26 protein-coding genes and 2 tRNA genes are annotated in these 24,658 nt (G+C 72.9%); 17 read left to right on the forward strand and 11 right to left on the reverse strand.

The genetic code is table 11. The features are described from left to right. The first annotated feature begins 322 nt into the window (after nucleotides 1-322). From iolC to ACF1AG_RS18410, 6 genes are all read left to right on the forward strand, one after another. Entirely contained in the window at nucleotides 323-1,315 is a 993-nt protein-coding gene (gene iolC / locus ACF1AG_RS18385; RefSeq protein ID WP_359600819.1) for a 5-dehydro-2-deoxygluconokinase, read from the forward strand. A gap of 13 nt (nucleotides 1,316-1,328) precedes the next feature. Beyond that, the gene (locus ACF1AG_RS18390) at nucleotides 1,329-2,204 is read left to right on the forward strand and encodes a deoxyribose-phosphate aldolase (protein ID WP_359600818.1); all 876 of its coding nucleotides are present in this window, start codon (nucleotides 1,329-1,331) and stop codon (nucleotides 2,202-2,204) included. A 37-nt stretch (nucleotides 2,205-2,241) separates the two neighbouring features. Beyond that, a complete protein-coding gene (gene iolB / locus ACF1AG_RS18395) occupies nucleotides 2,242-3,159 on the forward strand; it encodes a 5-deoxy-glucuronate isomerase (RefSeq protein WP_359600817.1) in 918 nt (305 codons plus the stop codon). Further along, entirely contained in the window at nucleotides 3,156-5,027 is a 1,872-nt protein-coding gene (iolD, locus tag ACF1AG_RS18400; protein ID WP_387795267.1) for a 3D-(3,5/4)-trihydroxycyclohexane-1,2-dione acylhydrolase (decyclizing), read from the forward strand. The genes iolB and iolD overlap by 4 nt, the downstream gene beginning before the upstream one ends. Before the next feature lie 47 nt (nucleotides 5,028-5,074). After that, the gene (locus ACF1AG_RS18405) at nucleotides 5,075-5,860 is read left to right on the forward strand and encodes a GntR family transcriptional regulator (protein WP_359600815.1); all 786 of its coding nucleotides are present in this window, start codon (nucleotides 5,075-5,077) and stop codon (nucleotides 5,858-5,860) included. Between the two features lie 71 nt (nucleotides 5,861-5,931). Beyond that, complete coding sequence (locus ACF1AG_RS18410) at nucleotides 5,932-6,873, forward strand: endonuclease/exonuclease/phosphatase family protein (protein ID WP_387795268.1); 942 nt, start codon at nucleotides 5,932-5,934, stop codon at nucleotides 6,871-6,873. Between the two features lie 67 nt (nucleotides 6,874-6,940). Here ACF1AG_RS18410 and ACF1AG_RS18415 read toward each other — a convergent pair. Next, nucleotides 6,941-7,014, reverse strand: a tRNA-Pro gene (locus ACF1AG_RS18415). Nucleotides 7,015-7,142: 128 nt separating this feature from the next. On the opposite strand from ACF1AG_RS18415, the gene ACF1AG_RS18420 reads away from it, so the two are divergent. Further along, complete coding sequence (locus tag ACF1AG_RS18420; protein ID WP_391810043.1) at nucleotides 7,143-7,688, forward strand: DUF309 domain-containing protein; 546 nt, start codon at nucleotides 7,143-7,145, stop codon at nucleotides 7,686-7,688. Nucleotides 7,689-7,730: 42 nt separating this feature from the next. Further along, nucleotides 7,731-8,507 (forward strand): precorrin-6A synthase (deacetylating), encoded by a 777-nt coding sequence (gene cobF / locus ACF1AG_RS18425; RefSeq protein WP_391810044.1) that lies wholly within the window; start codon nucleotides 7,731-7,733, stop codon nucleotides 8,505-8,507. Nucleotides 8,508-8,712: 205 nt separating this feature from the next. Here cobF and ACF1AG_RS18430 read toward each other — a convergent pair whose 3' ends face one another. Next, the gene (locus tag ACF1AG_RS18430; RefSeq protein WP_391810045.1) at nucleotides 8,713-9,525 is read right to left on the reverse strand and encodes a cobalt-precorrin-6A reductase; all 813 of its coding nucleotides are present in this window, start codon (nucleotides 9,523-9,525) and stop codon (nucleotides 8,713-8,715) included. A gap of 120 nt (nucleotides 9,526-9,645) precedes the next feature. Here ACF1AG_RS18430 and ACF1AG_RS18435 point away from each other — a divergent pair, with 120 nt between their 5' ends. Next, nucleotides 9,646-11,058, forward strand: coding sequence for a diacylglycerol/lipid kinase family protein (locus ACF1AG_RS18435; protein WP_387795271.1), 1,413 nt, complete (start codon nucleotides 9,646-9,648; stop codon nucleotides 11,056-11,058). A gap of 57 nt (nucleotides 11,059-11,115) precedes the next feature. Here ACF1AG_RS18435 and ACF1AG_RS18440 read toward each other — a convergent pair whose 3' ends face one another. Then, nucleotides 11,116-11,889, reverse strand: a complete 774-nt coding sequence (locus tag ACF1AG_RS18440; RefSeq protein WP_359600809.1) for a sulfite exporter TauE/SafE family protein — start codon at nucleotides 11,887-11,889, stop codon at nucleotides 11,116-11,118. 90 nt (nucleotides 11,890-11,979) lie between these two features. After that, nucleotides 11,980-13,167 (reverse strand): thiolase family protein, encoded by a 1,188-nt coding sequence (locus ACF1AG_RS18445; RefSeq protein ID WP_359600808.1) that lies wholly within the window; start codon nucleotides 13,165-13,167, stop codon nucleotides 11,980-11,982. A 275-nt stretch (nucleotides 13,168-13,442) separates the two neighbouring features. On the opposite strand from ACF1AG_RS18445, the gene ACF1AG_RS18450 reads away from it, so the two are divergent. The 5 genes from ACF1AG_RS18450 to ACF1AG_RS18470 all read left to right on the forward strand — a co-directional run bounded on the left by ACF1AG_RS18450 (nucleotide 13,443) and on the right by ACF1AG_RS18470 (nucleotide 16,475). Beyond that, entirely contained in the window at nucleotides 13,443-13,925 is a 483-nt protein-coding gene (locus ACF1AG_RS18450; RefSeq protein ID WP_359600807.1) for a DNA starvation/stationary phase protection protein, read from the forward strand. 41 nt (nucleotides 13,926-13,966) lie between these two features. Continuing rightward, nucleotides 13,967-14,299: a DUF3140 domain-containing protein gene (locus ACF1AG_RS18455; RefSeq protein WP_391810046.1), complete on the forward strand. Its 333-nt coding sequence runs from the start codon at nucleotides 13,967-13,969 to the stop codon at nucleotides 14,297-14,299. A gap of 2 nt (nucleotides 14,300-14,301) precedes the next feature. After that, entirely contained in the window at nucleotides 14,302-14,964 is a 663-nt protein-coding gene (locus ACF1AG_RS18460; RefSeq protein ID WP_391810060.1) for an endonuclease, read from the forward strand. Between the two features lie 139 nt (nucleotides 14,965-15,103). After that, on the forward strand, nucleotides 15,104-15,916 hold the full coding sequence (locus ACF1AG_RS18465) for an SAM-dependent methyltransferase (RefSeq protein WP_359600805.1): 813 nt from the start codon (nucleotides 15,104-15,106) through the stop codon (nucleotides 15,914-15,916). Between the two features lie 31 nt (nucleotides 15,917-15,947). After that, a complete protein-coding gene (locus tag ACF1AG_RS18470; protein ID WP_006130344.1) occupies nucleotides 15,948-16,475 on the forward strand; it encodes an NUDIX hydrolase family protein in 528 nt (175 codons plus the stop codon). Between the two features lie 53 nt (nucleotides 16,476-16,528). On the opposite strand, the gene ACF1AG_RS18475 is transcribed toward ACF1AG_RS18470, so the two are convergent. Genes ACF1AG_RS18475 through ACF1AG_RS18490 form a run of 4 tightly spaced genes read right to left on the reverse strand, consistent with a single transcriptional unit; the run spans nucleotide 16,529 to nucleotide 20,712 of the window. Beyond that, the gene (locus ACF1AG_RS18475) at nucleotides 16,529-17,707 is read right to left on the reverse strand and encodes a sn-glycerol-3-phosphate ABC transporter ATP-binding protein UgpC (protein ID WP_359600804.1); all 1,179 of its coding nucleotides are present in this window, start codon (nucleotides 17,705-17,707) and stop codon (nucleotides 16,529-16,531) included. 25 nt (nucleotides 17,708-17,732) lie between these two features. After that, the gene (locus ACF1AG_RS18480; RefSeq protein ID WP_359600803.1) at nucleotides 17,733-18,566 is read right to left on the reverse strand and encodes a carbohydrate ABC transporter permease; all 834 of its coding nucleotides are present in this window, start codon (nucleotides 18,564-18,566) and stop codon (nucleotides 17,733-17,735) included. Continuing rightward, the gene (locus ACF1AG_RS18485) at nucleotides 18,566-19,486 is read right to left on the reverse strand and encodes a sugar ABC transporter permease (protein WP_359748810.1); all 921 of its coding nucleotides are present in this window, start codon (nucleotides 19,484-19,486) and stop codon (nucleotides 18,566-18,568) included. The genes ACF1AG_RS18480 and ACF1AG_RS18485 overlap by 1 nt, the downstream gene beginning before the upstream one ends. A gap of 5 nt (nucleotides 19,487-19,491) precedes the next feature. Continuing rightward, nucleotides 19,492-20,712 (reverse strand): ABC transporter substrate-binding protein, encoded by a 1,221-nt coding sequence (locus ACF1AG_RS18490; RefSeq protein WP_359600802.1) that lies wholly within the window; start codon nucleotides 20,710-20,712, stop codon nucleotides 19,492-19,494. Nucleotides 20,713-20,965: 253 nt separating this feature from the next. Here ACF1AG_RS18490 and ACF1AG_RS18495 point away from each other — a divergent pair, with 253 nt between their 5' ends. Next, on the forward strand, nucleotides 20,966-21,571 hold the full coding sequence (locus tag ACF1AG_RS18495) for a dihydrofolate reductase family protein (RefSeq protein ID WP_391810047.1): 606 nt from the start codon (nucleotides 20,966-20,968) through the stop codon (nucleotides 21,569-21,571). A gap of 71 nt (nucleotides 21,572-21,642) precedes the next feature. On the opposite strand, the gene ACF1AG_RS18500 is transcribed toward ACF1AG_RS18495, so the two are convergent. After that, a tRNA-Pro gene (locus ACF1AG_RS18500) sits at nucleotides 21,643-21,716 on the reverse strand. Between the two features lie 148 nt (nucleotides 21,717-21,864). Between ACF1AG_RS18500 and ACF1AG_RS18505 the strand changes: the two genes are divergently transcribed. Then, complete coding sequence (locus ACF1AG_RS18505; RefSeq protein WP_359600800.1) at nucleotides 21,865-22,572, forward strand: transketolase; 708 nt, start codon at nucleotides 21,865-21,867, stop codon at nucleotides 22,570-22,572. Between the two features lie 60 nt (nucleotides 22,573-22,632). Continuing rightward, on the forward strand, nucleotides 22,633-23,550 hold the full coding sequence (locus ACF1AG_RS18510; protein WP_359600799.1) for a transketolase: 918 nt from the start codon (nucleotides 22,633-22,635) through the stop codon (nucleotides 23,548-23,550). A 127-nt stretch (nucleotides 23,551-23,677) separates the two neighbouring features. On the opposite strand, the gene ACF1AG_RS18515 is transcribed toward ACF1AG_RS18510, so the two are convergent. Together ACF1AG_RS18515 and ACF1AG_RS18520 are read right to left on the reverse strand one after the other, a co-directional pair. Beyond that, on the reverse strand, nucleotides 23,678-24,037 hold the full coding sequence (locus ACF1AG_RS18515) for an MmcQ/YjbR family DNA-binding protein (protein ID WP_391810048.1): 360 nt from the start codon (nucleotides 24,035-24,037) through the stop codon (nucleotides 23,678-23,680). Between the two features lie 30 nt (nucleotides 24,038-24,067). After that, nucleotides 24,068-24,655, reverse strand: a complete 588-nt coding sequence (locus ACF1AG_RS18520) for a GNAT family N-acetyltransferase (RefSeq protein WP_387795293.1) — start codon at nucleotides 24,653-24,655, stop codon at nucleotides 24,068-24,070. Nucleotides 24,656-24,658 lie beyond the last annotated feature (3 nt).

A 24,658-nucleotide genomic window follows, 5' to 3' on the forward strand; every position in this document is an offset into this window, starting at 1 on the left:
AGTCCTGCACCTCACTGTGCTTCACGGGGAAAAGGGGGCGAGGAGTCCGAGAGTCCGGTGCCCGGAACCTCGGGAGTCCGGGGTGTGTGCCATCACACACGGCGGTTCGTGCTGGGACGCGATCCAATCCCCGAAAACCGCCTGCTGTCAATACTTTGTTAAGACATCATTTCACGCGCTCGTCCGAATGTAAGTACAAACTATTGACACCGCCGCCCCTCGAGACCTACACCTGGGAGGCGGCAGGTCCCCGGAAGCACGTCCCCACCGTGGCAGGGCGTCCTGGGCCCCGCATCCCCAGCTGCTCGAGGAGCGTCGCTCAATGGCCGACACGCCACAGTATTTCGACCTGGTGACCATGGGTCGCATCGGGGTCGACCTTTATCCCTTGCAGACCGGAGTGCCGTTGTCGCAGGTGGAGACGTTCGGGAAGTTCCTGGGCGGATCGGCCGCCAACGTCGCGGTCGCCGCGGCGCGGCTCGGCCGCTCCACCGCGGTGATCACGCGCACCGGCGACGACCCCTTCGGCGCCTATCTGCACGAGGCGCTGAAGGACTTCGGTGTGGACGACCGCTGGGTGACCCCGGTGGCCGCCTACCCGACCCCCGTCACCTTCTGCGAGATCTTCCCGCCGGACGACTTCCCCCTCTACTTCTACCGTCGTCCCAAGGCGCCCGACCTGGAGATCCACCCGCACGAGCTGGACCTGCCGGCGATCCGCGCAGCCGGCATCTTCTGGATCACCGGCACCGGCCTGAGCGAGGAGCCGAGCCGCACCGCCACGCTGGCCGCCCTGGAGGCCCGGGCCAAGGCCGGCACCACCGTCTTCGACCTGGACTGGCGTCCCATGTTCTGGCAGGACCCGGACCAGGCGCGCCCGTACTACCGCGAGGCACTGCGCCACGCCACGGTCGCGGTCGGCAACCTCGACGAGTGCGAGGTCGCCACCGGGGTGCGCGAGCCCGAGGCGTGCGCCGAGGCGCTGCTGGCGGCGGGCGTGGAGCTGGCCGTGGTCAAGCAGGGTCCGCGGGGTGTGCTGGCCGTGCACCGGGACGGCACCCGCGCCGAGGTGCCCCCGGTGCCGGTCGAGGTGGTCAACGGCCTCGGCGCCGGCGACGCCTTCGGCGGCTCGCTCTGCCACGGTCTGCTCTCCGGCTGGGACCTGGAGCGGACCATGCGCCACGCCAACGCGGCCGGCGCCCTCGTCGCCTCGCGCCTCGCCTGCTCGTCCGCCATGCCGACCGGGCCGGAGGTCGCCGACCTCCTCGCACGGGACGCGGAGCCGGACGCGGCCGGCCGGCCGAGCCAGTCCTGAACGGAGCCCTTCCTTGAAACTCAGCATCCCCGAGCTCACCACGGTCCGCGCCCGGCATCCCGAGGCCGTCGCCGAGGCGGCCGCCCGCCGGACCCGCCGTCCGCTGATCGGCGACAGCGGCCGGCTGATGATCGTGGCCGCGGACCACCCCGCGCGGGGCGCGCTCGGCATAGGCGACCGCCGTCTGGCCATGGCGAACCGGGCCGACCTGCTGGAACGCCTGTGCGTCGCACTGTCCCGGCCGGGCGTGGACGGGGTGCTGGCCACCGCCGACATCCTGGAGGACCTGCTCCTGCTGGGCGCGCTGGAGAACAAGGTCGTCATGGGGTCGATGAACCGCGGCGGCCTGGCCGGGGCCTCCTTCGAGATGGACGACCGCTTCACCGGCCACCGCGCCGAGGACATCGAGCGGCTCGGTTTCGACGCGGGCAAGCTGCTGGTCCGCATCGACTACGACGACCCCGGTTCGCTCACCACCCTGGAGGCCTCCGCCCGCGCCGTCGACGCGATGGCCGCGCGCCGCCTGCCGGTGTTCGTGGAGCCGTTCATCTCCCGCCGGGCGGACGGCCGGGTCCGCAACGACCTGTCGGCCGAGGCCGTCACCCGCTCCATCGCGATCGCCTCCGGGCTCGGCGGCACCTCCGCCTACACCTGGCTGAAGCTGCCGGTCACCGAGAACGTCGACGACATGGACGAGGTCCTGCGCACCTCGACGCTGCCGGTGGTGCTGCTCGGGGGTGAGGTCGGCGACCAGGAGGCGGCCTACGAGCGCTGGGGCAAGGCGCTGCGGCTGCCCACCGTGCAGGGCATGGTCGTCGGCCGCTCGCTGCTCTACCCGGCCGAGGGCAGTGTGGAGACGGCGGTGGACACGGCCGTCGGCCTGTTGTGACAAGTCCGTACGACGACGTTCGCAGACGGAGGCACGCATGACCCATCACCTTCCCGCGGGCAGGGCCGCCGACGGCCCGTACGCCGTGGACGTGAGCCCGCGGAGCGCCGGCTGGGGGTACTCCTCACTGCGGGTGCTGCGGCTGGAGCCGGGCGGCTCGCACACCTTCGACACCGGGGACAGCGAGTGGATCGTGCTGCCGCTGGCCGGCGCGTGCACGGTCGCCTCGGACGACGACTTCGGCCACGAGGAGTTCGCGCTCACGGGCCGGACGAGCGTCTTCGACGGCGTCACCGACTTCGCCTATGTACCGCGCGACGCCCGGGTCACCGTGTCCTCGGCGGAAGGCGGGCGGTTCGCGCTGACCGGCGCCCGCTGCTCGCGGCGGCTGCCCGCGCGGTACGGGCCGGCGTCGGACGTGCCGGTGGAACTGCGCGGCACCGGAAACTGCTCCCGCCAGGTCAACAACTTCGGGGCGGCGGCCCCCGCCGGAAGCGGTGAAGGACAGGGTTTCGAGTGCGACAAGCTGATCGCGGTCGAGGTGCTCACCCCGGGCGGCAACTGGTCGTCGTTCCCGCCGCACAAGCACGACGAGCACCGGCCGGGCGAGGAGTCGGTGCTGGAGGAGATCTACTACTTCGAGTTCGCCGCCCACGACGGCACGCCGGGCCTCGGCTACCAGCGGGTCTCCCCGTCCGGTCCGGGCCGTGACACGGACGTTCTGGCGGAGGTGCGCGACGGTGACGTCGTCCTCATCCCGGACGGCTGGCACGGCCCGTCCATGGCGGTGCCCGGCCATCACATGTACTACCTCAACGTCATGGCCGGACCCGAGGCCGAGCGCGCCTGGCTGATCTGCGACCACCCCGGCCACGCCTGGATCCGCGACACCTGGCCCGAGCAGCCCGTCGACCCCCGACTCCCCCTCTACACCGCACCGGAGAGGTCCGCATGAGCGCCACCACCCGCCGACTGACCACCGCCCAGGCCCTGGTGCGGTTCCTGTCCGCGCAGTACACCGAGCGGGACGGTGTGCGCCGCCGGCTGATCGCGGGCACCTGGGGCATCTTCGGCCACGGCAACGTCGCCGGGCTCGGACAGGCGCTCGTCGAGTACCGCGACACGATGCCGTACCACCAGGGCCGCAACGAGCAGTCGATGGTGCACGCGGCCGTCGGGTACGCCCGCCAGCTCAACCGGCTCTCCGCGCAGGCGGTGACCACGTCCATCGGCCCCGGCGCGACCAACATGGTCACCGGCGCGGCGCTCGCCACCATCAACCGGCTGCCGGTGCTGCTGCTGCCCGGCGACTACTTCGCCTCCCGCGCCGCCGACCCGCTGCTCCAGCAGCTGGAGCACCCCGTCGAGGCCGACGTGTCGGTCAACGACACGCTCCGCCCGGTGTCCCGGTACTTCGACCGGATCACCCGCCCGGAGGCGCTGATCGCGTCCGCGCTGAACGCGATGCGGGTGCTCGCCGACCCGGCCGAGACCGGCGCCGTCACCCTCGCGCTGCCGCAGGACGTGCAGGCGGAGGCGTACGACTGGCCGGAGGAGTTCTTCGCCGAACGGGTGTGGACGGTACGGCGGCCCGCCCCGGACCCGGTGGAGCTGGACGCGGCCGTGGCGGCCGTACGGGCGGCCCGCCGGCCGCTGATCGTCGCGGGCGGCGGTGTGCACCACAGCGAGGCCGAGGACGCGCTGCGGGCGCTGGTGGACGCCACCGGCGTCCCCGTCGCCTCCACCCAGGCCGGCAAGGGCTCGCTGCGCCACGACCACCCCGCCGACCTGGGCGGCATCGGCCACACCGGCACCGCGGTGAGTGACGCGCTGGCCCGCGACGCCGACGTGGTGATCGGCGTCGGCACCCGCTACACCGACTTCACCACCGCCTCCGGCACCCTGTTCCGGAACCCGGACGTCACGTTCGTGAACGTCAACGTCACCGGCTTCGACGCCCACAAGCTCGCCGCCCGCCCCCTCGTCTGCGACGCGCGCACCGGCCTGGAGCGGCTCACGGAGGCACTTGCCGGGTACCGCGTGGACGAGGCGTACGCGGCGGAGTACCGGCAGGGCAAGGCGCGCTGGGACGCGGTCGTCGAGGCCGCGCTGCGCGCCGAGGACGACACCGCCGTGCCGACCCAGACGCAGGTGGTGGGCGCGCTGGACGCGGTGGTCGGCGACGACGACGTGGTGATCAACGCGGCCGGCTCGCTCCCGGGCGACCTGCACAAGCTGTGGCGCGCCCGCAGCCCGCGCCAGTACCACCTGGAGTACGGCTACTCCTGCATGGGCTACGAGATCCCGGCCGCGCTGGGCGTCCAGCAGGCCGCGCCCGGCACGCCCGTCTGGGCACTCGTCGGCGACGGCACGTACCTGATGATGCCCACGGAGATCGTGACGGCCGTCCAGGAGGGCCTGCCGGTCAACGTGGTGCTGGTGCAGAACCACGGCTACGCGTCCATCGGCGGTCTGTCGGAGGAGACCGGCGGCGAGCGGTACGGCACCGCTTACCGCCATCGCGCCGCCGACGGCTCCTTCACCGGTGCCCCGCTGCCGGTGGACCTCGCGGCGAACGCGGCCAGTCTCGGCATGGACGTCCTGCGGGCGAAGACGGTGCGGGAGCTGCGCACCGCGCTGGCGGAGGCCCGCGCCTCCGACCGTCCGACCTGCGTCTACGTCGAGACCGACCCGACGCCGACCGCTCCCCCGGCCGAGGCCTGGTGGGACGTGCCGGTGGCGGAGGTCGCCACCCGCGAGCCCGCCCGGCAGGCCCGCGAACGCTACGACGCCCAGGTCGCCGGGCGCCGCCGCCACCTGTGAACCCGTCCCCCGCGCTCCGACCGGGAGCCCGACAGGAAGGCACGTCCATGGCGAAGGCCGGTGACCCCGCACGCGCCTCGGCCGGACCGGTGACGCACACCCTGGACTTCGCCCTGGACCGGGGCAGTCCGGTGCCGCTGTACTACCAGCTCGCCCAGCAGCTGGAGGCGGCGATCTCCGGCGGAATGCTCGCGCCCGGCGACCTGCTGGGCAACGAGGTGGACCTCTCCGTGCGCCTGGGTCTGTCCCGGCCGACCGTCCGCCAGGCCATCCAGTCCCTGGTCGACAAGGGGCTGCTGGTCCGGCGGCGCGGGGTGGGCACGCAGGTGGTGCACAGCCAGGTGCGCCGCTCGCTGGAGCTGACCAGTCTCTACGACGACCTGGAGGCGGCCGGGCAGGCGCCGACCACGGAGGTGGTCCGCAACGAGACCGCCCCGGCGCCGCCCGGCGTGGCCGCCGCCCTGGGGCTGCCCGAGGGCGCCGAGGTGATCGTCCTGGAGCGGCTGCGGCGCACCCACGGCCTCCCGGTCGCCCTGCTGAGCAACTACCTGCCGTCGGGCCTGCTCGACCTGGACGGCGACCGCCTGGAGGCGACCGGCCTGTACCGGATGATGCGCGCGGCCGGCATCACCCTGCACAGCGCCCGGCAGACGGTCGGCGCCCGCTCGGCGACCGCGGAGGAGGCGTCCCGCCTGGACGAGAAGGAGGGCGCGGCGCTGCTCACCATGCAGCGCACCGCGTACGACGACACGGGCCGTGCGGTGGAGTACGGCAGCCACATCTACCGCGCGTCCCGGTACTCCTTCGACTTCCAGTTGCTGGTCAGACCGTGAACCAAAGGGCCGTCCCCGCGCGTCCGTACGATCAGTACTGATCATCACGACGCGCGAGGGGGACGCCCCGGGTGGACATCCCGAAGGCCCGCCCGGTCCGCGGACGGGTGCCCGCAGCCCTGGCCGTACTGGCGGCGGCGCTGCTCGCGTCGCACCGGGCCGTGCCGAACACGCCGGGCCGGGTGGGGAGCCTGCTGGAGTCGTTCCTGCCGTGGCTCGGCCTGGCGGCCGTCGCCCTGTTCCTGTACGGCCTGGTACGCAGGTCGCCCCTCGTCCTGGTGGCCGTGCTGCTGCCCGTCGCGGTGTGGACGCGTCTCTTCGGCGGCCTGCTCCTCCCCGCGGACCCGGCCGGGCCGCGCGAACTGGTCGTGGTGCAGCACAACGTCTCCGACGAGAACCCGGACCCGGCGGACACGGCCCGCGCCCTCGCGGGCTCCGGAGCGGACCTGATCGCGCTGGAGGAACTGGTCCCGGACGCGCTGCCCGCGTACGAGCGGGTCCTCGCCGCGCGCTACCCGCACCACGTGGTGCGGGGCACCGTCGGGCTGTGGTCGCGGCACCCGCTGGGCGGGGCGCGGACGGTGGACATCAAGCCGGCCCGCCTGACCGAGCCGTGGAGCCGGGGGCTGCGGGCGCTGGCCGCCACACCGCACGGGGAGGTCGCCGTGTACGTCGCGCATCTGCCGTCGGTGCGGATCGTGCCGCGCGGGATGACGTCGGCCCAGCGCGACGAGAGCGCCGTGCGACTCGGACGGGAGGTGGCGGCGGAGCCGGTGGAGCGGGTGATCCTGCTGGGCGATCTGAACGGCACGGTCGACGACCGTGGTCTGGAGCCGCTCACGTCACGGCTCGAGGTCCCACGGCGCGGGTTCGCGTTCAGCTTCCCCGCGGGGCTGCCGCTGGTGCGGATCGACCAGGTGATGGCCCGCTCGGCGACGGTGCGCCGGATCGACCCCCTGCCCGCCACGGGGAGCGACCACCTGCCGGTGCGGGCCCGGATCGCGCTCGACTGAGGCGCGGACGCGAGAAAGGCCGTACCGGAGTGCTCCGATACGGCCCGACGACCTGCTGTGTCGCAAGTCGGGACGACAGGATTTGAACCTGCGACCCCTTGACCCCCAGTCAAGTGCGCTACCAAGCTGCGCCACGTCCCGGTGCGCGTCGCACGGGCGAACCGCGTGATCGCGCGATGAGCACTTTACCGCACACCCGGCGCCGGACCGAAGCCGGGCCGGGAGGCGGGGCACGAATCGGTGCGCCGGGCCGGGGCACAATCGGCCGTATGGGCATTACGGACAGCACATCCACCGACCACCGGTCCACCGGCCGCGCGGCCGCCGGGCGGGACCGCGACGACGAGGGCCGGGCGCGCAACGCCCGCCCGCGCGACGGTCTCGGGCGGCCCCTGCCGTACGGTGAGGAGGGCGTGCCCCGTCAGCCGGAAGGGGTGGTCCGGCCGCCGGAGGAGAGCGTCGCCGAGGCGCAGCGGCTGCTGGACGAGGGCAAGCCCTTCCACGCGCACGAGGTGTTCGAGGACGCCTGGAAGTCCGGTCCCGAGGAGGAGCGGGAGCTGTGGCGAGGGCTGGCCCAGATGGCGGTGGGGCTCACCCACGCGGCGCGCGGGAACGTCACGGGCGGGGCGCGGCTGCTGCGGCGCGGGGCGGGCGCGGCCGAGGCGTGGGCGGCGGGCGGCGGGCTCCGGCCGCACGGGATCGACCTGCCGTCGGTGATCGGCTGGGCGCGGGAGCTGGCGGCGGATGTGGAGCGCGGGCAGGACGTTCCGGTGGACGCGGGCGCGCGGGCGCCTCGGCTGCGGGGCGCCGCCTGACCTGGGTGCGGGGCGGCCGGGGGCGTGCGGCAGACTCGGGGCGTGCGGACTCTTCATGTGATCGGTATCGGCGCGGGCGACCCCGACCAGCTCACCCTGCAGGCGATCAGGGCCATGCGGGACACGGACGTGTTCTTCCTGCTCGACAAGGGTGAGGCCAAGGCGGACCTGACGCGGCTGCGCCGGGACATGCTGAAGACGCATCTGGCGGACCGGACGTACCGCGTCGTCGAGGCGCGTGACCCGGAGCGTGACCGCTCGGCGGGCGGCTCGGCCTACTCCCCCGCCGTCGGCGACTGGCGCGGCGCCCGTGCCGACATCTACGAGCGGCTGATCGCGGAGGAGCTGGACGAGGACGGGACCGGAGCGTTCCTGGTGTGGGGCGACCCGGCGCTGTACGACAGCACGCTCGGCATCCTCGAGGAGGTGCGGGAGCGGGGCACGGTCCCCTTCGTCCACGACGTCGTGCCGGGCGTCAGCAGCGTCTCCGCCCTCGTCGCCCGGCACCGCACGGGCCTCAACCGGGTGGCGCGTCCCGTGCAGATCACCACGGGACGGCGGCTCGCCGAGGAGGGTTTCCCGGAGGGCGTGGACGACGTGGTGGTGATGCTGGACGCGCACCAGCGTTTCCGTGCCTTCGCCGACGAGGACGTCGACATCTACTGGGGCGCGTACATCGGCACCCCGGACGAGATCCTGGTCTCCGGTCCGGTCGCCGAGGCCGCCCCGCGCATCGAACGGCTGCGCGCCGAGGCGCGGGAGCGCAAGGGCTGGATCATGGACACGTATCTGCTGCGCCGCGCCCCCGGCGAGCGTTAGGACCCGCGGGGCGGGTCCGGTCCGCGGGTGGGGCCGGGGCGGGCCGGTGGTGGTCGGTGGTGGTCTCGAGCAGGCCCTCGCCGTGGGTGGCACCGTGCAGGCCCGCCCGTACCGCGTCCGCCTCCGACGAAGCTCCGCGGCACTCTCGGCTCCCGAGCGCACTCCCGTCGCCGGCCCGCTCCGCACGGCAGGCGGTCGCTGACCATCACAGCGGGTCCCTCCGGCGGTTGTCGACCGAATACGGGCCCCCGTCCCCGCTTGGGGAGGGAGCCGCCCTGAGCGCCGCGTCGAGCCTTTCCAGCACCGCCGGCACGTCGGGGAGCGCGGTGACGCCCTCCGGCAGGGGCGGGCGGCGGACGACCACGACGGGGAGGCCCAAATCCCGGGCGGCGGCGAGTTTCGCCGAGGTCGCCGCGCCGCCGCTGTCCTTCGTCACCAGCACGTCGACGCGATGCTCGCGCAGCAGTGCCGTCTCGTCGGCCACGGTGAACGGGCCGCGCGCCAGCAGGACGTGCGTGTGGGGGGGCAGCGGCGGCCCGGGGGGTTCGACGGATCGCACGAGGAAGCTCAGGTCCGTGAGCCCGGCGAAGGCCGCGAGGCCGAGACGCCCGGTCGTCAGGAACACCCGGCGCCCGAGTGCGGGCAGCGCGGCGGCAGCCGCCTCCAGGGACGGGACCGGGTGCCAGCGGTCACCCGGTCCGGGCTGCCAGCCGGGGCGGCGCAGCACCAGCAGGGGCACCCGCGCGGCGGCGGCCGCGGCGGCCGCGTTCCCGGTGATCGCCGCGGCGAACGGGTGGGTCGCGTCGACGACGGCGTCCACGCGCTCCTCACGGAGCCAGGCCGTGAGGCCGTCGGGGCCGCCGAAACCGCCGACGCGTACCTCGCCGTCGAGCGCGCCCGGCCGGGACACGCGTCCGGCCAGCGAGGTGGTCACCCGGGTCCCGGGGCGGGCGGCCAGCGCCGCGGAGAGCCGGCGCGCCTCGGTGGTGCCGCCGAGGATCAGGACGTGCGGGGACATGCGCCGAGCGTACGGGCCTCGGGGTACGGCGGCCGGGGGCACCCCGGTGGCCGGTGATCGCCGTCGTCCCGCACGCCTGTGCTGTTCGCCCTACGATGACGCCGGGCGACCTAAGGAGTCATGGGCGTGGAGTGGAGCAGGCGGGGCTATCACGCCCAGCGGTGGGCGGCGCGGGGAGCGTTGCTCGCGGCGGCGCTCGCGGTGGCGACCCCCTTGGTCTACGGCGGGCTGCGCGGACTGGCGCTTCTGGTGCTCGGGGCGGCCGGGCTGGGGTTCAGTGCGGCGGCCGTGTGGTGGACGCTGACGTTGCGCGGACCGCTGCGGTGGGGGGCCGCGCTGGTCGCCGTGTGCGTGCCGGCGGGGCTGCTGGCGCTGTTCGCGGTGACGCTGTTCTGGGCGCTGCTGGTGTCACTGGCGCTGTGGGGCCTCGCGGTGTGGAGCGGCAGGTACGCGCTGCGCGGCACGGGCGGGCACACCCCGGCGCGGGAACGGCGGCTGCCGCCGCCCCGGAAGCCGGTGCTGATCATGAATCCGCGGTCGGGCGGCGGCAAGGTGGGGCGGTTCCGGCTGCGGGAGAAGGCGGAGCGGCTGGGTGCGCGGGTGGTGCTGCTGGAGCCGGGGCAGCAGCACGACGTGACCGAGCTGGCCCGGCGGGCCGTCGCCGACGGCGCGGACCTGCTGGGCGCGGCGGGCGGTGACGGCACCCAGGCGCTGGTCGCGGCGGTGGCCGCGGAGCACGATGTCCCGTTCCTGGTGATCAGCGCGGGCACCCGCAACCACTTCGCGCTCGACCTCGGCCTGGACCGGGGGAACCCGGCGGCGTGCCTGGACGCCCTGACGGACGGGGTGGAGCTCCGGGTCGACCTGGGGTTCGCCGGGGACCAGCCGTTCGTGAACAACGCGTCGTTCGGCGCGTACGCGGCGATCGTGCAGAGTCCCGCGTACCGGGACGACAAGATCGGCACGAGTCTCGAGATGCTGCCGGACCTGCTCACCGGGCAGCAGGGGCCCCGGCTGGTCGCCCGCGCCGGTGACACCACGCTTACGGCTCCGCAGGCGGTCCTGGTCAGCAACAACCCGTACCGCACCGGCGACCCGTTCGGGCTCGGGCGGCGCGAGCGGCTGGACTCGGGGACGCTGGGCGTCCTCGGGGTGAAGGTGGAGGGCGCGATCAGCGCGGCCGCGCTGCTGCTGAACCCGGACCCCGCGGGGCTGACGGTGCTGACGGCGCCGGAGGTGGTCGTCGAGGCGGACCGGGACGAGATCGAGGCGGGCGTCGACGGCGAGGCGATGGTCCTGCCCGCGCCGGTCCACTGCCGCATCGCCCCGGGCGCCCTCCGCGTCCGCGTCCCCCGCAAGCGCCCGGGCGTCGCCCCCGGACCGCCCCGCCTGGACTGGCGCCGCCTCCGCAAGCTGGCCGCGACGGTGGGCCGCACGGCGGCCCCCACCCACCTCCACTGGCCCCGCCACAGGGCACGGCACCTGGAGGACCACAGGGAGACGACACCCCGGGGCGGCCCGTCCGACACCTGAGCAGGTGCCCTGCGGGGCACCCCCGGCACCCCACCCATGGGCGTACCGTCCCGGCACTCACTTCAACAGCAGCTGCAGTCCGCCCACCACTGTCGCCGCGATGACCAGTTGTTCGAACAACCGCTGGTTGATCCGCGTCACCGCCCACTTGCCGAGGAAGGCGCCCGGCACCACGAACAGGACAAGCGCCGCGTCCAGCAGCAGCGAGTCCGCGTCGATCAGGCCGAGGCCCGCGCTGAAGGGCAGCTTGGACGTGTTGACGATGAGGAAGAAGAACGCCGACGTGCCAAGGAAGCCCAGCTTCCGGAAGCCCGCGGAGAGCAGGTACATCGACATCACCGGGCCGCCCGCGTTGGCGACCATGGTGGTGAAACCGCCGAGGACGCCGTAGGAGCGGGCCTTGACGCGGCCGGCCCGGGTGACCACCCCGTCGGGTTCGTCCTCGGTGCCGGCGCGGCGCCGTCGCCACACCGTGACCCCGGCCATCAGCAGCAGGATCACGCCGATCGAGGTCCGTACGATCCCGTCGTCCGCCCACATGAGGAAGACCGTGCCGACGACCACGCCCGCCGCGACGGCGGGGAACAGCCGCCACAGGGTGGGCCAGTGGGCGTGCCGTCGGTAGGTCAGCACGGCGAGGACGTCCCCGGCGATCAGGATGGGCAGCAGCACGCCGGTGGACGCGCGGGCGGGCAGGACGGCGGCGAACACGGCGAGACTCACCGTGTTCGCGCCGCTGACGGCGGTCTTGGAGAACCCGACGAGCAGGGCCGCGAAGGCCAGTGCCGCGAATTCCCAGCCGGTGAGGTTCCAGAGGGTCATGGTGTTCATGCGGCGACCGATGCTACGTGCGGGCATCGGCCGCCGGTGAGCCGCCTCCCACCCGGTGACCGCCCGGACGGCCGCCGCGGCGGCCGTCCCTCAGTGGCGTTCGACCAGAACCGCGCTGCCCTGGCCCACGCCCACGCACATGGTGGCGAGGCCCCGCTCGGCGCCGGTGCGGCGCATGCGGTGCAGCAGGGTGGTGAGGATGCGGGCGCCGGAGCAGCCCAGCGGGTGGCCGAGGGCGATGGCGCCCCCGTACGGGTTCACCCGCTCCGGGTCGATGCCGAGCTGGTCGACGCAGGCCAGCGCCTGCGCGGCGAACGCCTCGTTGAACTCGGCCTCCTGGACGTCCCCGATGTCCCAGCCGGCGCGGGCGAGCACCTTGCGGGTGGCGGGGACGGGGCCGATGCCCATGACGTCCGGGTGGACGCCCGCCGAGCCGCCGGCGACGTAGCGGCCGAGCGACTCCAGGCCCAGGTCGTGGAGCGCCTCCTCGCTGACCAGGATCAGCCCGGCGGCGCCGTCGTTCATCGGGGAGGCGTTGCCCGCGGTGACCGAGCCGCCCGCGCGGAACACCGGCTTCAGCCGGCCGAGCTTCTCCAGGGAGGTGTCCTCGCGGACGCACTCGTCGGCGTCGACGACCACGCCGTCCGGGCGGGTCACGGGCAGCAGCTCGTCGTCGAAGTGGCCGTTCTTGCGGGCGTCGGCGGCGCGCCGGTGGCTGCGCAGGGCGAACTCGTCCTGCCGCTCGCGCGATATGCCGTACCGTCCGGCGACCTCCTCCGCGGTCTCGCCCATCGCCAGCAGGCCGTGCAGGTCCTTCATCGCCGGGTTGACGAGCCGCCAGCCGAGCCGCGTGTCGTAGGTCTCCATGCGGTGCGGGAGCGCCTCGTCGGGGCGGGGCAGCACGAAGGGCGCGCGGCTCATGGACTCCGAGCCGCCGGCGACGACGATGTCGGCCTCGCCGGCCGCGATGGTGCGGGCGGCGGTGGTGACGGCCTCCAGACCCGAGGCGCACAGGCGGTTGACGGTGGCGCCGGGGACGGACTCGGGGAGGCCTGCGAGCAGGGCGGCCATGCGGGCGACGTTGCGGTTGTCCTCGCCCGCCTGGTTGGCGGCGCCCCAGTAGACGTCGTCGACGCGGTCCGGGTCCAGCGCGGGCACGTCGACGACCAGACCGCGGATCACCTCGGCGGCGAGGTCGTCGGGCCGCACGCCGGAGAGGGCTCCGCGCAGTTTGCCGATGGGGGTGCGGCGGGCGGCCGCGAAGTGGACGGGTCGCAACGCAAACTCCTGATCCGGGGGCCGACGGCCGGGCTGCCGATCGGCGGCTCACTTAATTAGCACCGCTAGTTTCGGACTATAGACCGCCCGGCCCTTCCGGGGAAGATCCTGGAGGTCACGGCTGGTCCCGCCGTACCGCCGGCCGGGTTTGTCCCGGTGGGCCGGGGGCACCCGCGCGTTCACGGAGTGGTCGCGGAGCGCGGCCCCGCGCCGGCACCGCCCGCGGGTCCGCGCCCTCGCGCCACGAGCGCATCAACTGGGAGGAACACCACTTCATGACCGTCGTGAGGAGCACGCTTCCGGACGAGGCCCGCCGCATCTCCGGCGAGGCCCTCCAGGAGACCCTGATCGACCTGCTCGGACTGTCCCTGATCGGCAAGCAGGCGCACTGGAACGTCGTGGGGCCGCGGTTCCGCTCGGTGCACCTGCAGCTGGACGAGGTGGTCTCGGCCGCGCGCACGCACGCCGACACGGTGGCGGAGCGCGCCTCGGCCATCGGCGTGCCGCCGGACGGCCGCCCGGAGACGATCGCCAAGGTCCTCTCCCTGCCGGCGCCCGCGGAGGGCTGGCTGCGCGATTCCGAGGCCGTCGAGGTGATGACCGACGCGCTCGGCGCGGCGATCACGCGGCTGCGCGAGCGCATCGACGCCACCGAGAAGGCCGACCTGGTCACGCAGGACCTGCTGATCTCCGTCACCGCCGACCTCGAGAAGCAGCGCTGGATGTTCGAGGCGGAGAACCACCCCCGGGAGTCCTGAGGACCCCGGACGCACGACGCACGCGGACGAAGGGGCACACGATGACCGACGCCCTCGAGATGGACGCGCTGTGGGAGGACTTCCACCGCGCGGTGAACATGACGTCGGCGGAGCTGGCCGCATGGCTGCGGGTCGGTGACGCCGGCGAGACGACGGAGCCGCTGCCGGACCGGGCGGGCAGCGGGACGGGACAGCGCGTCCTGGCCATCCTCCAGAAGCGCCGCACCGACCTCACCGAGGACGACCTGCGCGTGATGGAGGAGGTCGTGGACGCCGTCGAGGACGAGACGGACCCGGAGAACGAGCCGGTGGCCGGGGACACCGCCCGCCGCCACCGTCTGATGACGCTGGGCCACGATCCGCTCAAGGCGTGACCGTGGCCGGCCGCGACGGCGAACGGGCAGTGGTGCGCGTCCTCGTCGACGCGCACGGCGAGACGTATGCGCACGAGGCGGGCATCGCCCTGCGGAACACGCCGCAGCCGCTGTACCGGCTGCTGGTGCTGGCCCGGCTGCTCGGCGCGCGCATCCGCGGCTCGGTCGCCGTGGCCACCGCCCGTGCCCTGCACGAGGCGGGGCTGCGCGACCCGCGCCGGATGGCGGACGCGTCGTGGCAGGACCGGGTCGACGCCCTCGGCCGGGGCGGCTACCGGCGCTACGACGAGCGCACCGCCACCCAGCTCGGGGAGGCGGCGGAGCTGTTGCTGGACCGCTGGGGCGGCGACCTGCGCCGGCTGCGCGCGGAGGCCGACGGTGACGTCGGCGAACTGCGGCGTCTGCTCCAGGAGTTCCCCGGTGTCGGCCCCTCCGGCGCGGGCATCTTCCTGCGCGAGGTGCAGGCGGTGTGGCCCGAGGCGGCCCCGCTGGTGGACGCCAAGGCATTGCAGGGCGCCCGGCGGCTCGGGCTGCCGGAGGACCCGGACCGGCTGCTCGGCCTCGCGGGCCGCACGGAACCGGCCGTGCTGTCCGCGGCGCTGGTGCGCGCGGCGCTCGACAAGGACGTCGCCGAGGACACCCTGCGCAGAGCCGGACGCCGCTGACCGCCCCTCAGCATCCGTACGGGCCGCCCCGGTTCACGGGGCGGCCCGCTCCGTTCCCGGGACAATGTGATCACCGCGATGCACAATGGCCGGGTCGGCCCGTACGGGCAGGACGCGGGCGAGGGAGAGGGAGAGACCGTTGAGTGAGAGCCACACCCCGACGAGCGGCTCGGCGAGGCTGAACACCGGTGTGGCGCACAACGCGCGCGTGTGGAACTACTGGATCGGCGGCAAGGACAACTACGAGGTCGACCAACAGGTCGGGGACCACGTCGCGTCGATCATCCCGGTCATCCGGGACATCGCCCGCGCGGACCGGGACTTCCTGGGCCGGGCGGTCACGTATCTGACGCGCGAGCGAGGGGTGCGGCAGTTCCTCGACATCGGCACGGGCCTGCCGACGGCGGACAACACCCACGAGATCGCGCAGCGCATCGCGCCGGACACGCGGATCGTCTACGTCGACAACGACCCGATCGTCCTCGTCCACGCCCGGACCCTGCTGACCGGCACGTCCGAGGGCGCCACCGACTACATCGACGCCGACGTCCACGACCCGGGCGCCATCGTGGAGCGGGCGTCCGCGACGCTGGACTTCTCGAAGCCGGTCGCGGTGATGCTGCTAGGCATCCTCAACTTCGTGCTGGACACGGAGAAGGCCCGGGAGATCGTGCGCCGCATCATGGCGGAGGTGCCCTCCGGCAGTTTCCTGGTGCTCACCCACCCCACGTTCGACGCCGAGGTGGGCGGGGAACTCCAGGTGCCGGCGATGGATTTCTGGAACGCGAACGCCACTCCCCCGATCACCGCCCGGGGTGCGGCGGACATCACCGCGTTCTTCGACGGACTGGAGCTGGTCGAGCCCGGTCTGGTCTCCTGTTCCCGGTGGCGCGCCGAACCCGGCGCCGATCCGGTGGTGCCCCAGTACGGCGCGGTGGCCGTGAAGCCCTGACCCTCGAAAGTATGATCAAGCAATGTCTGACATGACCGAGACCACGCCGGGCTGGCTGTCCTCCGACGATCTGGAGCAGGCACGCGCCCAGATGCCGATCCTGTACGTCGAGGCCGTCCCCGTGCGTGTGGACGACAGTGGTGAGGTCACCAGTGTCGGTCTGCTGCTCCGCATCGGGCCCGACGGGACGGTCAGCCGGACCCTGGTCTCCGGCCGGGTGCTGCACCACGAGCGGGTGCGTGACGCGCTGCTGCGTCATCTGGAGAAGGACCTCGGCCCGGTGGCGCTCCCCCGGGTCCCGGCGTCGTTGCAGCCGTTCACGGTCGCGGAGTACTTCCCCACCCAGGGGATCACTCCGTTCCACGACCCCCGGCAGCACGCGGTGTCGCTGGCGTACATCGTGCCGGTGACCGGTGACTGCCGGCCTCGGCAGGACGCGCTGGACCTGGTGTGGTTCACCCCGCAGGAGGCCGTGTCGCGGGCGGTGCAGAGCGAGATGCCGGGCGGGCACGGGGTGCTGTTGAAGCAGGCGCTGGCGCACGCGGGCTGCGTGATCTGACGCGTGACGCCGTCCGGGCCGCCGGGCGGGAAGGCGGTCCGGACGGCTCGGGGTCAGCTCTCCGGGTGGGTGAGGTTGGTGCCGTTCTTCGGGTCGAAGACGTGCGCCTTGCCGAGGTCGACCCGCAGCTCGATCGGCTGTCCCTCCCGGGCGCGGGTCGCCGCGTCCAGCCGGGCCACGATCTGCTGGTCGCCGCCCGCGCCGGTGTCCGCCAGGCCCGAGTCCGAGGCCAGTTCCTCCAGTTCGGCGGTGCTCACCGGGCCGCCCTCGGCGCTGAAGTAGACGTAGGCGTCGGAGCCCAGCGACTCCAGGACGTCCACGGTGACGGTGACGGCCGGGCCTTCGGTGTCGCGGGCCAGGCTCGCGTCCTCGAACGCCTCGGGCCGCAGTCCCACGATCACCTCGCGGGGCGCGTCCCGCCGTTCCAGCTCGCGGCGCATGCGGTCGTCCAGCGGCAGGTCCCCGAGCGGGGTGCGCAGGGTGTCCGGGGTCAGGGACGCCTGGACGAAGTTCATCGCCGGGGAGCCGATGAACCCGGCGACGAACAGGTTGCGCGGCATGTCGTACAGCTCGGCGGGGGTGCCGACCTGCTGCACCAGGCCCTGGCGCATCACCACGACCCGGTCGCCGAGGGTCATGGCCTCGGTCTGGTCGTGGGTGACGTACACGGTGGTGGTGCCCAGGCGGCGCTGGATGCGGGAGATCTGGGTGCGCATCTGCACGCGGAGCTTGGCGTCCAGGTTGGACAGGGGTTCGTCCATGAGGAACGCCTTCGGGTCGCGGACGATGGCCCGGCCCATCGCGACACGCTGACGCTGGCCGCCCGAGAGGTTGGACGGCTTGCGGTCCAGGAACTCGACGAGGTCGAGCACCCGGGCGGCCTCCTCCACCTTCTGGTCGATGGTGGCCTTGTCGACCTTGGCGAGCCGCAGCGGGAAGCCCATGTTCTCCCGCACGCTCATGTGCGGGTAGAGGGCGTAGCTCTGGAACACCATGGCGACGTCGCGCTCCTTGGGCGCGAGGTCGTTGACGACCTGCCCGCCGATGCGCAGGGTGCCCTCGGTGATGTCCTCCAGGCCCGCGATCATGTTCAGGGTGGTCGACTTGCCGCACCCGGACGGGCCGACCAGGATCACGAACTCGCCGTCTGCGATCTCGAGGTCCACGTCCCGCACGGCGAGGGATCCGTCGGGATAGCGCTTGGTGACTCCCTCGAGGACGATCTCGGCCATGGGTGCTGCCTCCTTGCCTTCGGGCTCATCCCTTGACCGCGCCGGAGGTCAGGCCGGCGACGATCCGCCGCTGGAAGAGCAGGACGAAGATGATGATCGGGACGGTGATCACCACGGCGGCCGCGGCGATCGATCCGGTGGGCTGCTGGAACTGCGAGCTGCCCGTGAAGAACGCGATCGCGGCGGGCACCGTGCGCGCGGACTCGGTGGAGGTCAGCGAGATCGCGAAGAGGAAGTCGTTCCAGCAGAAGATGAACACGAGGATGGCCGTGGTGAACACGCCCGGCGCGGCCAACGGCACGATGACCAGCCGGAACGCCTGGGCGGGCGTCGCCCCGTCCACCTTGGCGGCCTTCTCCAGGTCCCAGGGGATCTCCCGGAAGAACGCCGACAGGGTGTAGATCGCCAGCGGCAGCGAGAAGGTCATGTAGGGGATGATCAGCCCGGGCCAGGTGTCGAAGATGCCGATGCTCCGCTCGATGTTGAACAGCGGGGACACCAGGGAGATCGGCGGGAACATCGCGATGAGCAGCGACATCCCGATGAGCACCTGCTTGCCGGGGAACCGCAGCCGGGCCACCGCGTAGGCGGCCATGGTGCCGAGCACGACGGCGATCACCGTGGCGATGAGGGCGATGCCGATCGAGTTGATCAGGGCCCGGGTGAACTCGGAGGTCCGGAAGATCCCCTTGTAGTTCTCCCAGGTCCAGTCGGTGGGGATGTAGCTGCCGTCGGTGAGGGTGCTGGGCGCCTTGAACGACAGGGCGACGATCCACCACACCGGGAACAGGGCGTACAGCACCACCACGACGTTGACGACGCCCCATCGCGTCGCGTGCGACCTGCCGGCGGCGGCCATCAGCGCTTCACCTCCGCGCCCGGTGCGGCGGCGCCGAACAGCTTGACGAAGGTGAAGGCGATGATCCCGACGCAGATGAAGATCAGGACCGAGATCGCCGACCCGATGCCCAGGTTCAGCGCGGTGAACAGGTTGTCGTAGCCGAGGATGGACAGGGATCCGGTGCCGTGGGCGCCCGCCGTGAGGACGTAGATGTTGTCGAAGATCCGGAAGGCGTCCAGGGTGCGGAAGAGGAGGGCGACCAGGATCGCCGGTTTCATCAGGGGCAGCATCACCTTGGTGAAGCGCTGCCAGGGGGTGGCTCCGTCGACCATGGCGGCTTTCAGCGTCTCCTCGGGAACCAGGGCGAGGCCGGCGAGCAGCAGCAGCGCCATGAAGGGGGTCGTCTTCCACACCTCGGCCAGGATGATCAGCCACAGGGCGGGCCACTGCTCGGTGAGCGGGGCCTCCCCGCTGGGCAGCAGCCCGGCGAGGTAGCCGAGTTCGGGGGTCCAGGCGTACTGCCAGGAGAAGGCGGCGACGACGGTGACGATGCCGTACGGGATGAGGACGGCGGTGCGGACCGTGCCACGCGCGAAGAGTGTGCGGTGCATGACCAGGGCGAGGCCCATGCCGAGGACCAGTTCGATGGCCACGGACACCACGGTGAGGAACAGCGTCACCCAGAAGGCGTCCCACCAGAACGGTGAGGTCAGCACGGCCCCGTAGTTGCTGAGGCCGGTGAACTCGGCGCGGTCGGGGAAGCGCAGGTCGTAGCGCTGGAGGGACAGGTAGACCGCGTAGCAGATGGGGTAGGCGGTCACGGCGACCATGACGATCACGGCGGGCGCGCACAGCAGCCAGCCGAGCCGCCGCTCCTGCCGGGCGCCCGCCGACAGGGCCTTCTTGTCCTTCGCTTCGTCCTTCGCCGGCTCTGCCATGGTGCTCACGGGATCACACCCTCGGATCGCAGGGCCTCGTCGATCTGTTCCCTGATGGTGGAGACGTCGCTCTCCGGCTGGATGTCGGAGGGCGGGGACAGGGTGTGCGAGACGGCGATCGACACGTTCTGGTAGGCGGGGGTGAGCGGCCGTACGCTCGCCGACTCCAGGGAGCTCAGGACCTCCTTGGAGAAGGGGTACTCCTTCATGAACTCCGGCTCGTCGTAGAGGGCGCGGAGGGTGGGCGGGAGTCCGCCCTTGAGCGCCGCGTTGAGCTGGTTCTCCCGGTCGCGCAGGCACAGGGCGGCGTCGAAGGCCAGGTCGGGGTGGCGGGAGTAGGCGCTGACGGCGAGGTCGATGCCGCCGATGGTGGGGCGGGAGGGGCGGTCGGCGTCCACGCGGGGGTAGACCGCCCAGCGGAAGTTCTTGAAGAGCGTGGGGTTGTTGCTCTTCATCGACGGATAGACGAACGGGTAGTTGATCTCGAAGGCGGCGACTCCCGACTCCATGGCGAGCCGGTTCTGGTCCTCCATCTGGTTGGGCAGGGAGGGGTCGGCGGCCGGGGAGCGGGCGAGGTCCCGCATGATCGAGGCGGCCTTCACGGCGGGCGGGCCGAGGGAGGGCTCGGTGGCGCTCGGGTTGAGGATGGTGCCGCCGGCGCTGTTGATCAGGGAGTTGAACCAGACGGTGAGGCCCTCGTACTGGGCGCCCTGGATCTCGGCGTAGTGCGGTTTGCCCTGCCGGGCCAGGTCGCGGGACATGTCCAGCATCTCGGCCCAGGTCGTGGGCGGCTTCGGCACGAGGTCGCTGCGGTACCAGAGCAGTTGGATGTTGGTGTTGTACGGGACCGCGTAGAGCTTGCCCTTCCAGGTCGCCGTCTGGATCGGCACGTCGAGGGTGCCCTCGGTGGCCCGGCGCTTGTTCTCGCCGGTCCACTCCTTGATCCAGCGGGCCTCGGCGAACTCGGCGGCCCAGGTGACGTCCAGGCCCAGGATGTCGAGGGAGTCGTCCTCGGCGGCGAGGCGGCGCACCATCTGCTGGCGCTGGCCGTCGGCCGCGCGGGGCAGCTTGTTGTAGACGATGCGGTAGCGCCCCCCGGAGTCCCGGCTGCACCGGTCGGCGGCCTCCTGGAGGGCGCCGGAGTCGTCGGGGAAGTTGTACCAGTTGAGGGTGGGGCGGGAGCTCTCGTCGTCACCGCCGCAGGCGGCGAGCGTCGAGGCGAGCACGGTCAGGGCGAGCAGCGCCCGTGCGCGCCGCGGCCTTCTGTGACGTCCGCACCTCGCGTGCAATCGCTCCACACCTCGCTTCCGGGACGGCGGCACGGGCGTCGGAACCCGCGACGGTGTCTCCGCCGGAACGTTAGATAGCCAGGAAAGCGACATCAAGGACATACGCGGGCGATTCTTAGGGCGCCCGGACCGATGAGTTCGCGCCCTCCGGGCGGTCCGCACTCGTGACACTCCAGGAAAGGACACCGCCATGTCAGAGCTTCTCGTCGACTTCATCACCTCCCTCGACGGCTACGCGTCGGGAGAGGGGTGGCCCGGGTTCTGGGGCCTCGAAGGCCCGGAGTACCTCGCCTGGCTCGGCGAACAGCCCGAGGTCACGTACCTGATGGGAGCGAACACCTACCGACTGATGTCCGGCTTCGCCGGGGGCGACGTCCCGGCCGGCCAGGACGAGTTCAGGGACGAGGAGAAGGAGTCCGTCGACCAGCTCACGCGGGCGCCCAAGGTGGTGTTCTCCTCCTCGCTGGAGGAGCCGCTGAAGTGGGCGAACTGCACGCTCGTCCGCGACGACGCCGTGGAGGCCGTCCGCGCCCTGAAGGAGAGCGGGTCGGGGATCCTCAGCACCATCGGCAGCCTCAGCCTGTCCCGGTCCCTGCTGCGGGCGGGCCTCGTCGACCGCTTCCGGGTGGTGATGTTCCCGGTGATCACCGGGGCCACAGGCGCGGAACGCATCTACGACGGCTACCCGGACGTGGCCCTCGAGATGACCGGGAGCCGCACCTTCGACGGCTGTACCCAGCTGGTCGAGTACACGCCCCGCGTGCTTGAGCACCCGCCCCTGGGCGCCCCCGCCTGACGGGAGCGACATGCGTCAGGGCCGGTACCGGATGTCATCCGGTACCGGCCCTGATTCACGACTCGCACAAGTCGGGACGACAGGATTTGAACCTGCGACCCCTTGACCCCCAGTCAAGTGCGCTACCAAGCTGCGCCACGTCCCGTTGCCCGCCTGACCTGGGGATTCCCCCGGCCGAACGCGCACGGAAACCATACCGCACTCAGGACGGTGATCGCGCATCCGTTTCCCCGCGCGCAACACCTCCGGGTGACACTTGACCTCAACTTCGGTTGAGGTCGCACGATCGACTCATGACGATCACCGAGCAGCGCACGCAGACGTTCGGATACTCCGATCTCCCGGGCCTGATGGGGCTGATGACCGGGGACGAGAAGCACGGACCTGCCGCGACGTCCACGCTGGACGTGCTGTGGGTCCTCTACGACCGGGTGCTCCGGGTCGGCCCGGACAGCGCCGGCCACCCGGGACGGGACCGGTTCCTGCTGTCGAAGGGACACGGGCCGATGGCGTACTACGCCGTCCTGGCCGCGAAGGGATTCCTGCCGGTGGACCGGCTGCCCGCCTTCGGCTCCTACGACTCCCCGCTCGGTCATCACCCGGACCGGACGCTCGTGCCGGGCGTGGAGATCGGCAGCGGGTCGCTGGGGCACGGGCTGCCGATCGCGGTGGGCACGGCGCTCGGGCTGCGCGCCCAGGGGCTGCACGACCCGGCGGTGTGGACGCTCATCGGGGACGCCGAACTGGACGAGGGCAGCAACCACGAGGCGATCGCCTTCGCCGGCCCCGCGGGCCTGAACCGGCTGCACACGGTCGTCGTCGACAACGCCTCGGCGTCGTACGCCCGTCCGGGCGGGATCGCCGCGCGGTTCGAGGCGGCCGGGTGGTCCGCCCGCACGGTCGACGGCCGTGACCACGAGGCGCTGTACGCCGCGTTCACCGCCCCGCACCCGGGCAGGCCGCACGTGGTCGTGGCGCGCGTCGAGCCCAAGAACGCGTGAGCGCCCCCTCCCCTCCCGACACCTCACTCATCCTCACCGCTCTTCGGAAGGACGTTTCCCGTGGACACCATGCGTGATCGTTTCGTTCCCGTCGTCACCCGGCTGCTGGACGAGGACCCGCGGGTCGCCGTGGTTCTCGCGGAGATCGGCGCGGACGGCTTCGCCGACGCCCGGCGCCGCCACCCTGACCGGGTGGTCAACGTCGGCATCCGGGAGCAACTGCTGGTCGGCGCGGCGTCCGGGATGGCGCTGGCCGGGATGCGCCCCGTGGCGCACACCTTCGCCAGCTTCCTCGTCGAGCGGCCGTTCGAGCAGGTCAAGCTGGACCTGGGGCACCAGGACGTGGGCGCGGTGCTGGTGAGCGCCGCCGCCTCCTTCGACTGGCCCGCCGGCGGCTACACCCACATGGCGCCGGGCGACGTGGCGCTGCTCGACACCCTGGACGGGTGGACGGTGCACGTGCCCGGGCATCCGGACGAGGCCGAGACGCTGCTGCGGCACGCGGTGGCCGCCGGCGACGACAAGGTGTACGTCCGGCTCTCCCTTCAGTCCAACGCGGCCGGGCGGCCCGTGGACGGGCAGCGGTTCCTCACGGTGCGGGAGGGGCGCGCGGGGGTGGTGGTCGCGGTCGGGCCGATGCTGGACGCCGTGCTCGCGGCGACGGAGGGCCTGGACGTCACCGTCCTGTACGCCGCCACCGTCCGCCCCTTCGACGCGGCGGCGCTGCGCCGGGCCACGGCGACTGCGGGGACGGACGTCGTGCTGGTGGAGCCGTATCTGGCGGGGACGTCGACGGCGGCGGCCAACGACGCGCTGGCCGACGTGCCGCACCGGGTGCTGGGGCTGGGCGTGGGCCGGGCGGAGCTGCGCCGCTACGGGCAGATCGACGAGCACGTCGCGGCGCACGGCCTGGACGCGCGGTCGCTGCGCGAGCGGATCACTCGGTTCACCGCCGGTGCCGTGCCCGCCGGTGCCTGAGCCGGCCGCCTGGGGCGGGGTGCGCGCGGCGGCCGCCGGGCCCCCCCTCCGGACCCGGCGGCCACGCGTGATCGGGATCATGTCACGGGGCACTGACAACGGGAGGGGGCCGGACGGCCCGGCTCCGTCAGCCCCCGGACGGCAGCCCCAGCCGGGGGTGCGCATCCAGCAGCCGGGGCGGGGCGGCCTGGCGCCAGGAGTCGGCGAGGATGTCCCGCAGTTCGTCCTCGTCCTCCAGCGCCGCGAGCCGGACCCGCACCCACGCGAACTGCGCCTCGTGGTCCGCGATCCAGAACTTCTCCGGCTCGGCGAGGGCCAGTTCGTCCCGCTCCTCCTTGGGGCAGCGCACGGCGATCGACGTCTCCTCCTCCGGCAGGGTGGCGAACATCTTCCCCGCGACCCGGAACGTGGGCATGCTCCAGGCGACCTTCTCCGTGGTGTCCGGCAGGGACAGGGCGATCCGTCGTACGTCTTCGGCATCCGGCATGGCTGGCACGGTAGCGGGTGGGACGGACAGTCACCGTTCGGCGCCCGCCGCTCCCGGTTCCGGGGGCTCCGCCCCCGGGCCCCCGTTGCGCAGTTCCCCGCGCCCCTGAAGGGTGTTGCCCTCGCGCGGATCCGGAAGAACCGGCCTCTTGTAGTAGATCGTCGTCGGCCGCAGCACGCCGGCCGGGTCGGCCGCGTAGTCCGGAATCGCGCCGACCTCGGTCCAGCCGGACGTGCGGTACAGGTGCTCGGCGGGGCTGCCGGTCTCGGTGTCCAGGTGCAGCAGGGTGATGCCGTCCGCGGCCGCCGCCTCCTCCGCGACCGCCAGCAGCCGGCGGCCGAGGCCCTTGCCGCGCGCCGAGCGGCGCACCATCAGCTTCACCAGTTCCGCGCGGTGCGCGCTGTTCGGCTTGTCCGCGGGCAGGGCGAGGCTCACGGTGCCCAGCACCCGTCCCGGCTCCTCGGACGCGGTCCACACCGTGAGCCGTCCGGCGGCGACAGCCGCGCACCGCTCCGTCCACCAGGCGACGGCGGCCGGGTGGTCGAGCGGGGCGAGGAAGCCGACGGACGCGCCGCCCTCCACGGCGTCGGCGAGCAGGTCGGCCAGCGCGCCGGTCATCTC

The sequence above is a fragment of the Streptomyces sp. NPDC014764 genome, from assembly GCF_043082785.1.
In the GTDB taxonomy this organism is placed as follows: domain Bacteria; phylum Actinomycetota; class Actinomycetes; order Streptomycetales; family Streptomycetaceae; genus Streptomyces; species Streptomyces althioticus.

Excerpts from the sequence above, each read along its gene's own strand:
- ACF1AG_RS18480 (WP_359600803.1), bottom strand. The coding sequence starts at position 18,566 with ATGGCCGCCGCCGGCAGGTCGCACGCGACGCGATGGGGCGTCGTCAAC.
- ACF1AG_RS18515 (WP_391810048.1), bottom strand. The coding sequence starts at position 24,037 with ATGCCGGATGCCGAAGACGTACGACGGATCGCCCTGTCCCTGCCGGAC.
- ACF1AG_RS18505 (WP_359600800.1), top strand. The coding sequence starts at position 21,865 with ATGACGATCACCGAGCAGCGCACGCAGACGTTCGGATACTCCGATCTC.
- ACF1AG_RS18475 (WP_359600804.1), bottom strand. The coding sequence starts at position 17,707 with ATGGCCGAGATCGTCCTCGAGGGAGTCACCAAGCGCTATCCCGACGGA.
- ACF1AG_RS18485 (WP_359748810.1), bottom strand. The coding sequence starts at position 19,486 with ATGGCAGAGCCGGCGAAGGACGAAGCGAAGGACAAGAAGGCCCTGTCG.
- ACF1AG_RS18495 (WP_391810047.1), top strand. The coding sequence starts at position 20,966 with ATGTCAGAGCTTCTCGTCGACTTCATCACCTCCCTCGACGGCTACGCG.
- ACF1AG_RS18430 (WP_391810045.1), bottom strand. The coding sequence starts at position 9,525 with ATGTCCCCGCACGTCCTGATCCTCGGCGGCACCACCGAGGCGCGCCGG.
- ACF1AG_RS18470 (WP_006130344.1), top strand. The coding sequence starts at position 15,948 with ATGACCGAGACCACGCCGGGCTGGCTGTCCTCCGACGATCTGGAGCAG.
- ACF1AG_RS18440 (WP_359600809.1), bottom strand. The coding sequence starts at position 11,889 with ATGAACACCATGACCCTCTGGAACCTCACCGGCTGGGAATTCGCGGCA.
- ACF1AG_RS18450 (WP_359600807.1), top strand. The coding sequence starts at position 13,443 with ATGACCGTCGTGAGGAGCACGCTTCCGGACGAGGCCCGCCGCATCTCC.
- ACF1AG_RS18520 (WP_387795293.1), bottom strand. The coding sequence starts at position 24,655 with ATGACCGGCGCGCTGGCCGACCTGCTCGCCGACGCCGTGGAGGGCGGC.
- ACF1AG_RS18405 (WP_359600815.1), top strand. The coding sequence starts at position 5,075 with ATGGCGAAGGCCGGTGACCCCGCACGCGCCTCGGCCGGACCGGTGACG.
- ACF1AG_RS18435 (WP_387795271.1), top strand. The coding sequence starts at position 9,646 with ATGGGCGTGGAGTGGAGCAGGCGGGGCTATCACGCCCAGCGGTGGGCG.
- iolD (WP_387795267.1), top strand. The coding sequence starts at position 3,156 with ATGAGCGCCACCACCCGCCGACTGACCACCGCCCAGGCCCTGGTGCGG.
- ACF1AG_RS18455 (WP_391810046.1), top strand. The coding sequence starts at position 13,967 with ATGACCGACGCCCTCGAGATGGACGCGCTGTGGGAGGACTTCCACCGC.
- ACF1AG_RS18420 (WP_391810043.1), top strand. The coding sequence starts at position 7,143 with ATGGGCATTACGGACAGCACATCCACCGACCACCGGTCCACCGGCCGC.
- iolC (WP_359600819.1), top strand. The coding sequence starts at position 323 with ATGGCCGACACGCCACAGTATTTCGACCTGGTGACCATGGGTCGCATC.
- iolB (WP_359600817.1), top strand. The coding sequence starts at position 2,242 with ATGACCCATCACCTTCCCGCGGGCAGGGCCGCCGACGGCCCGTACGCC.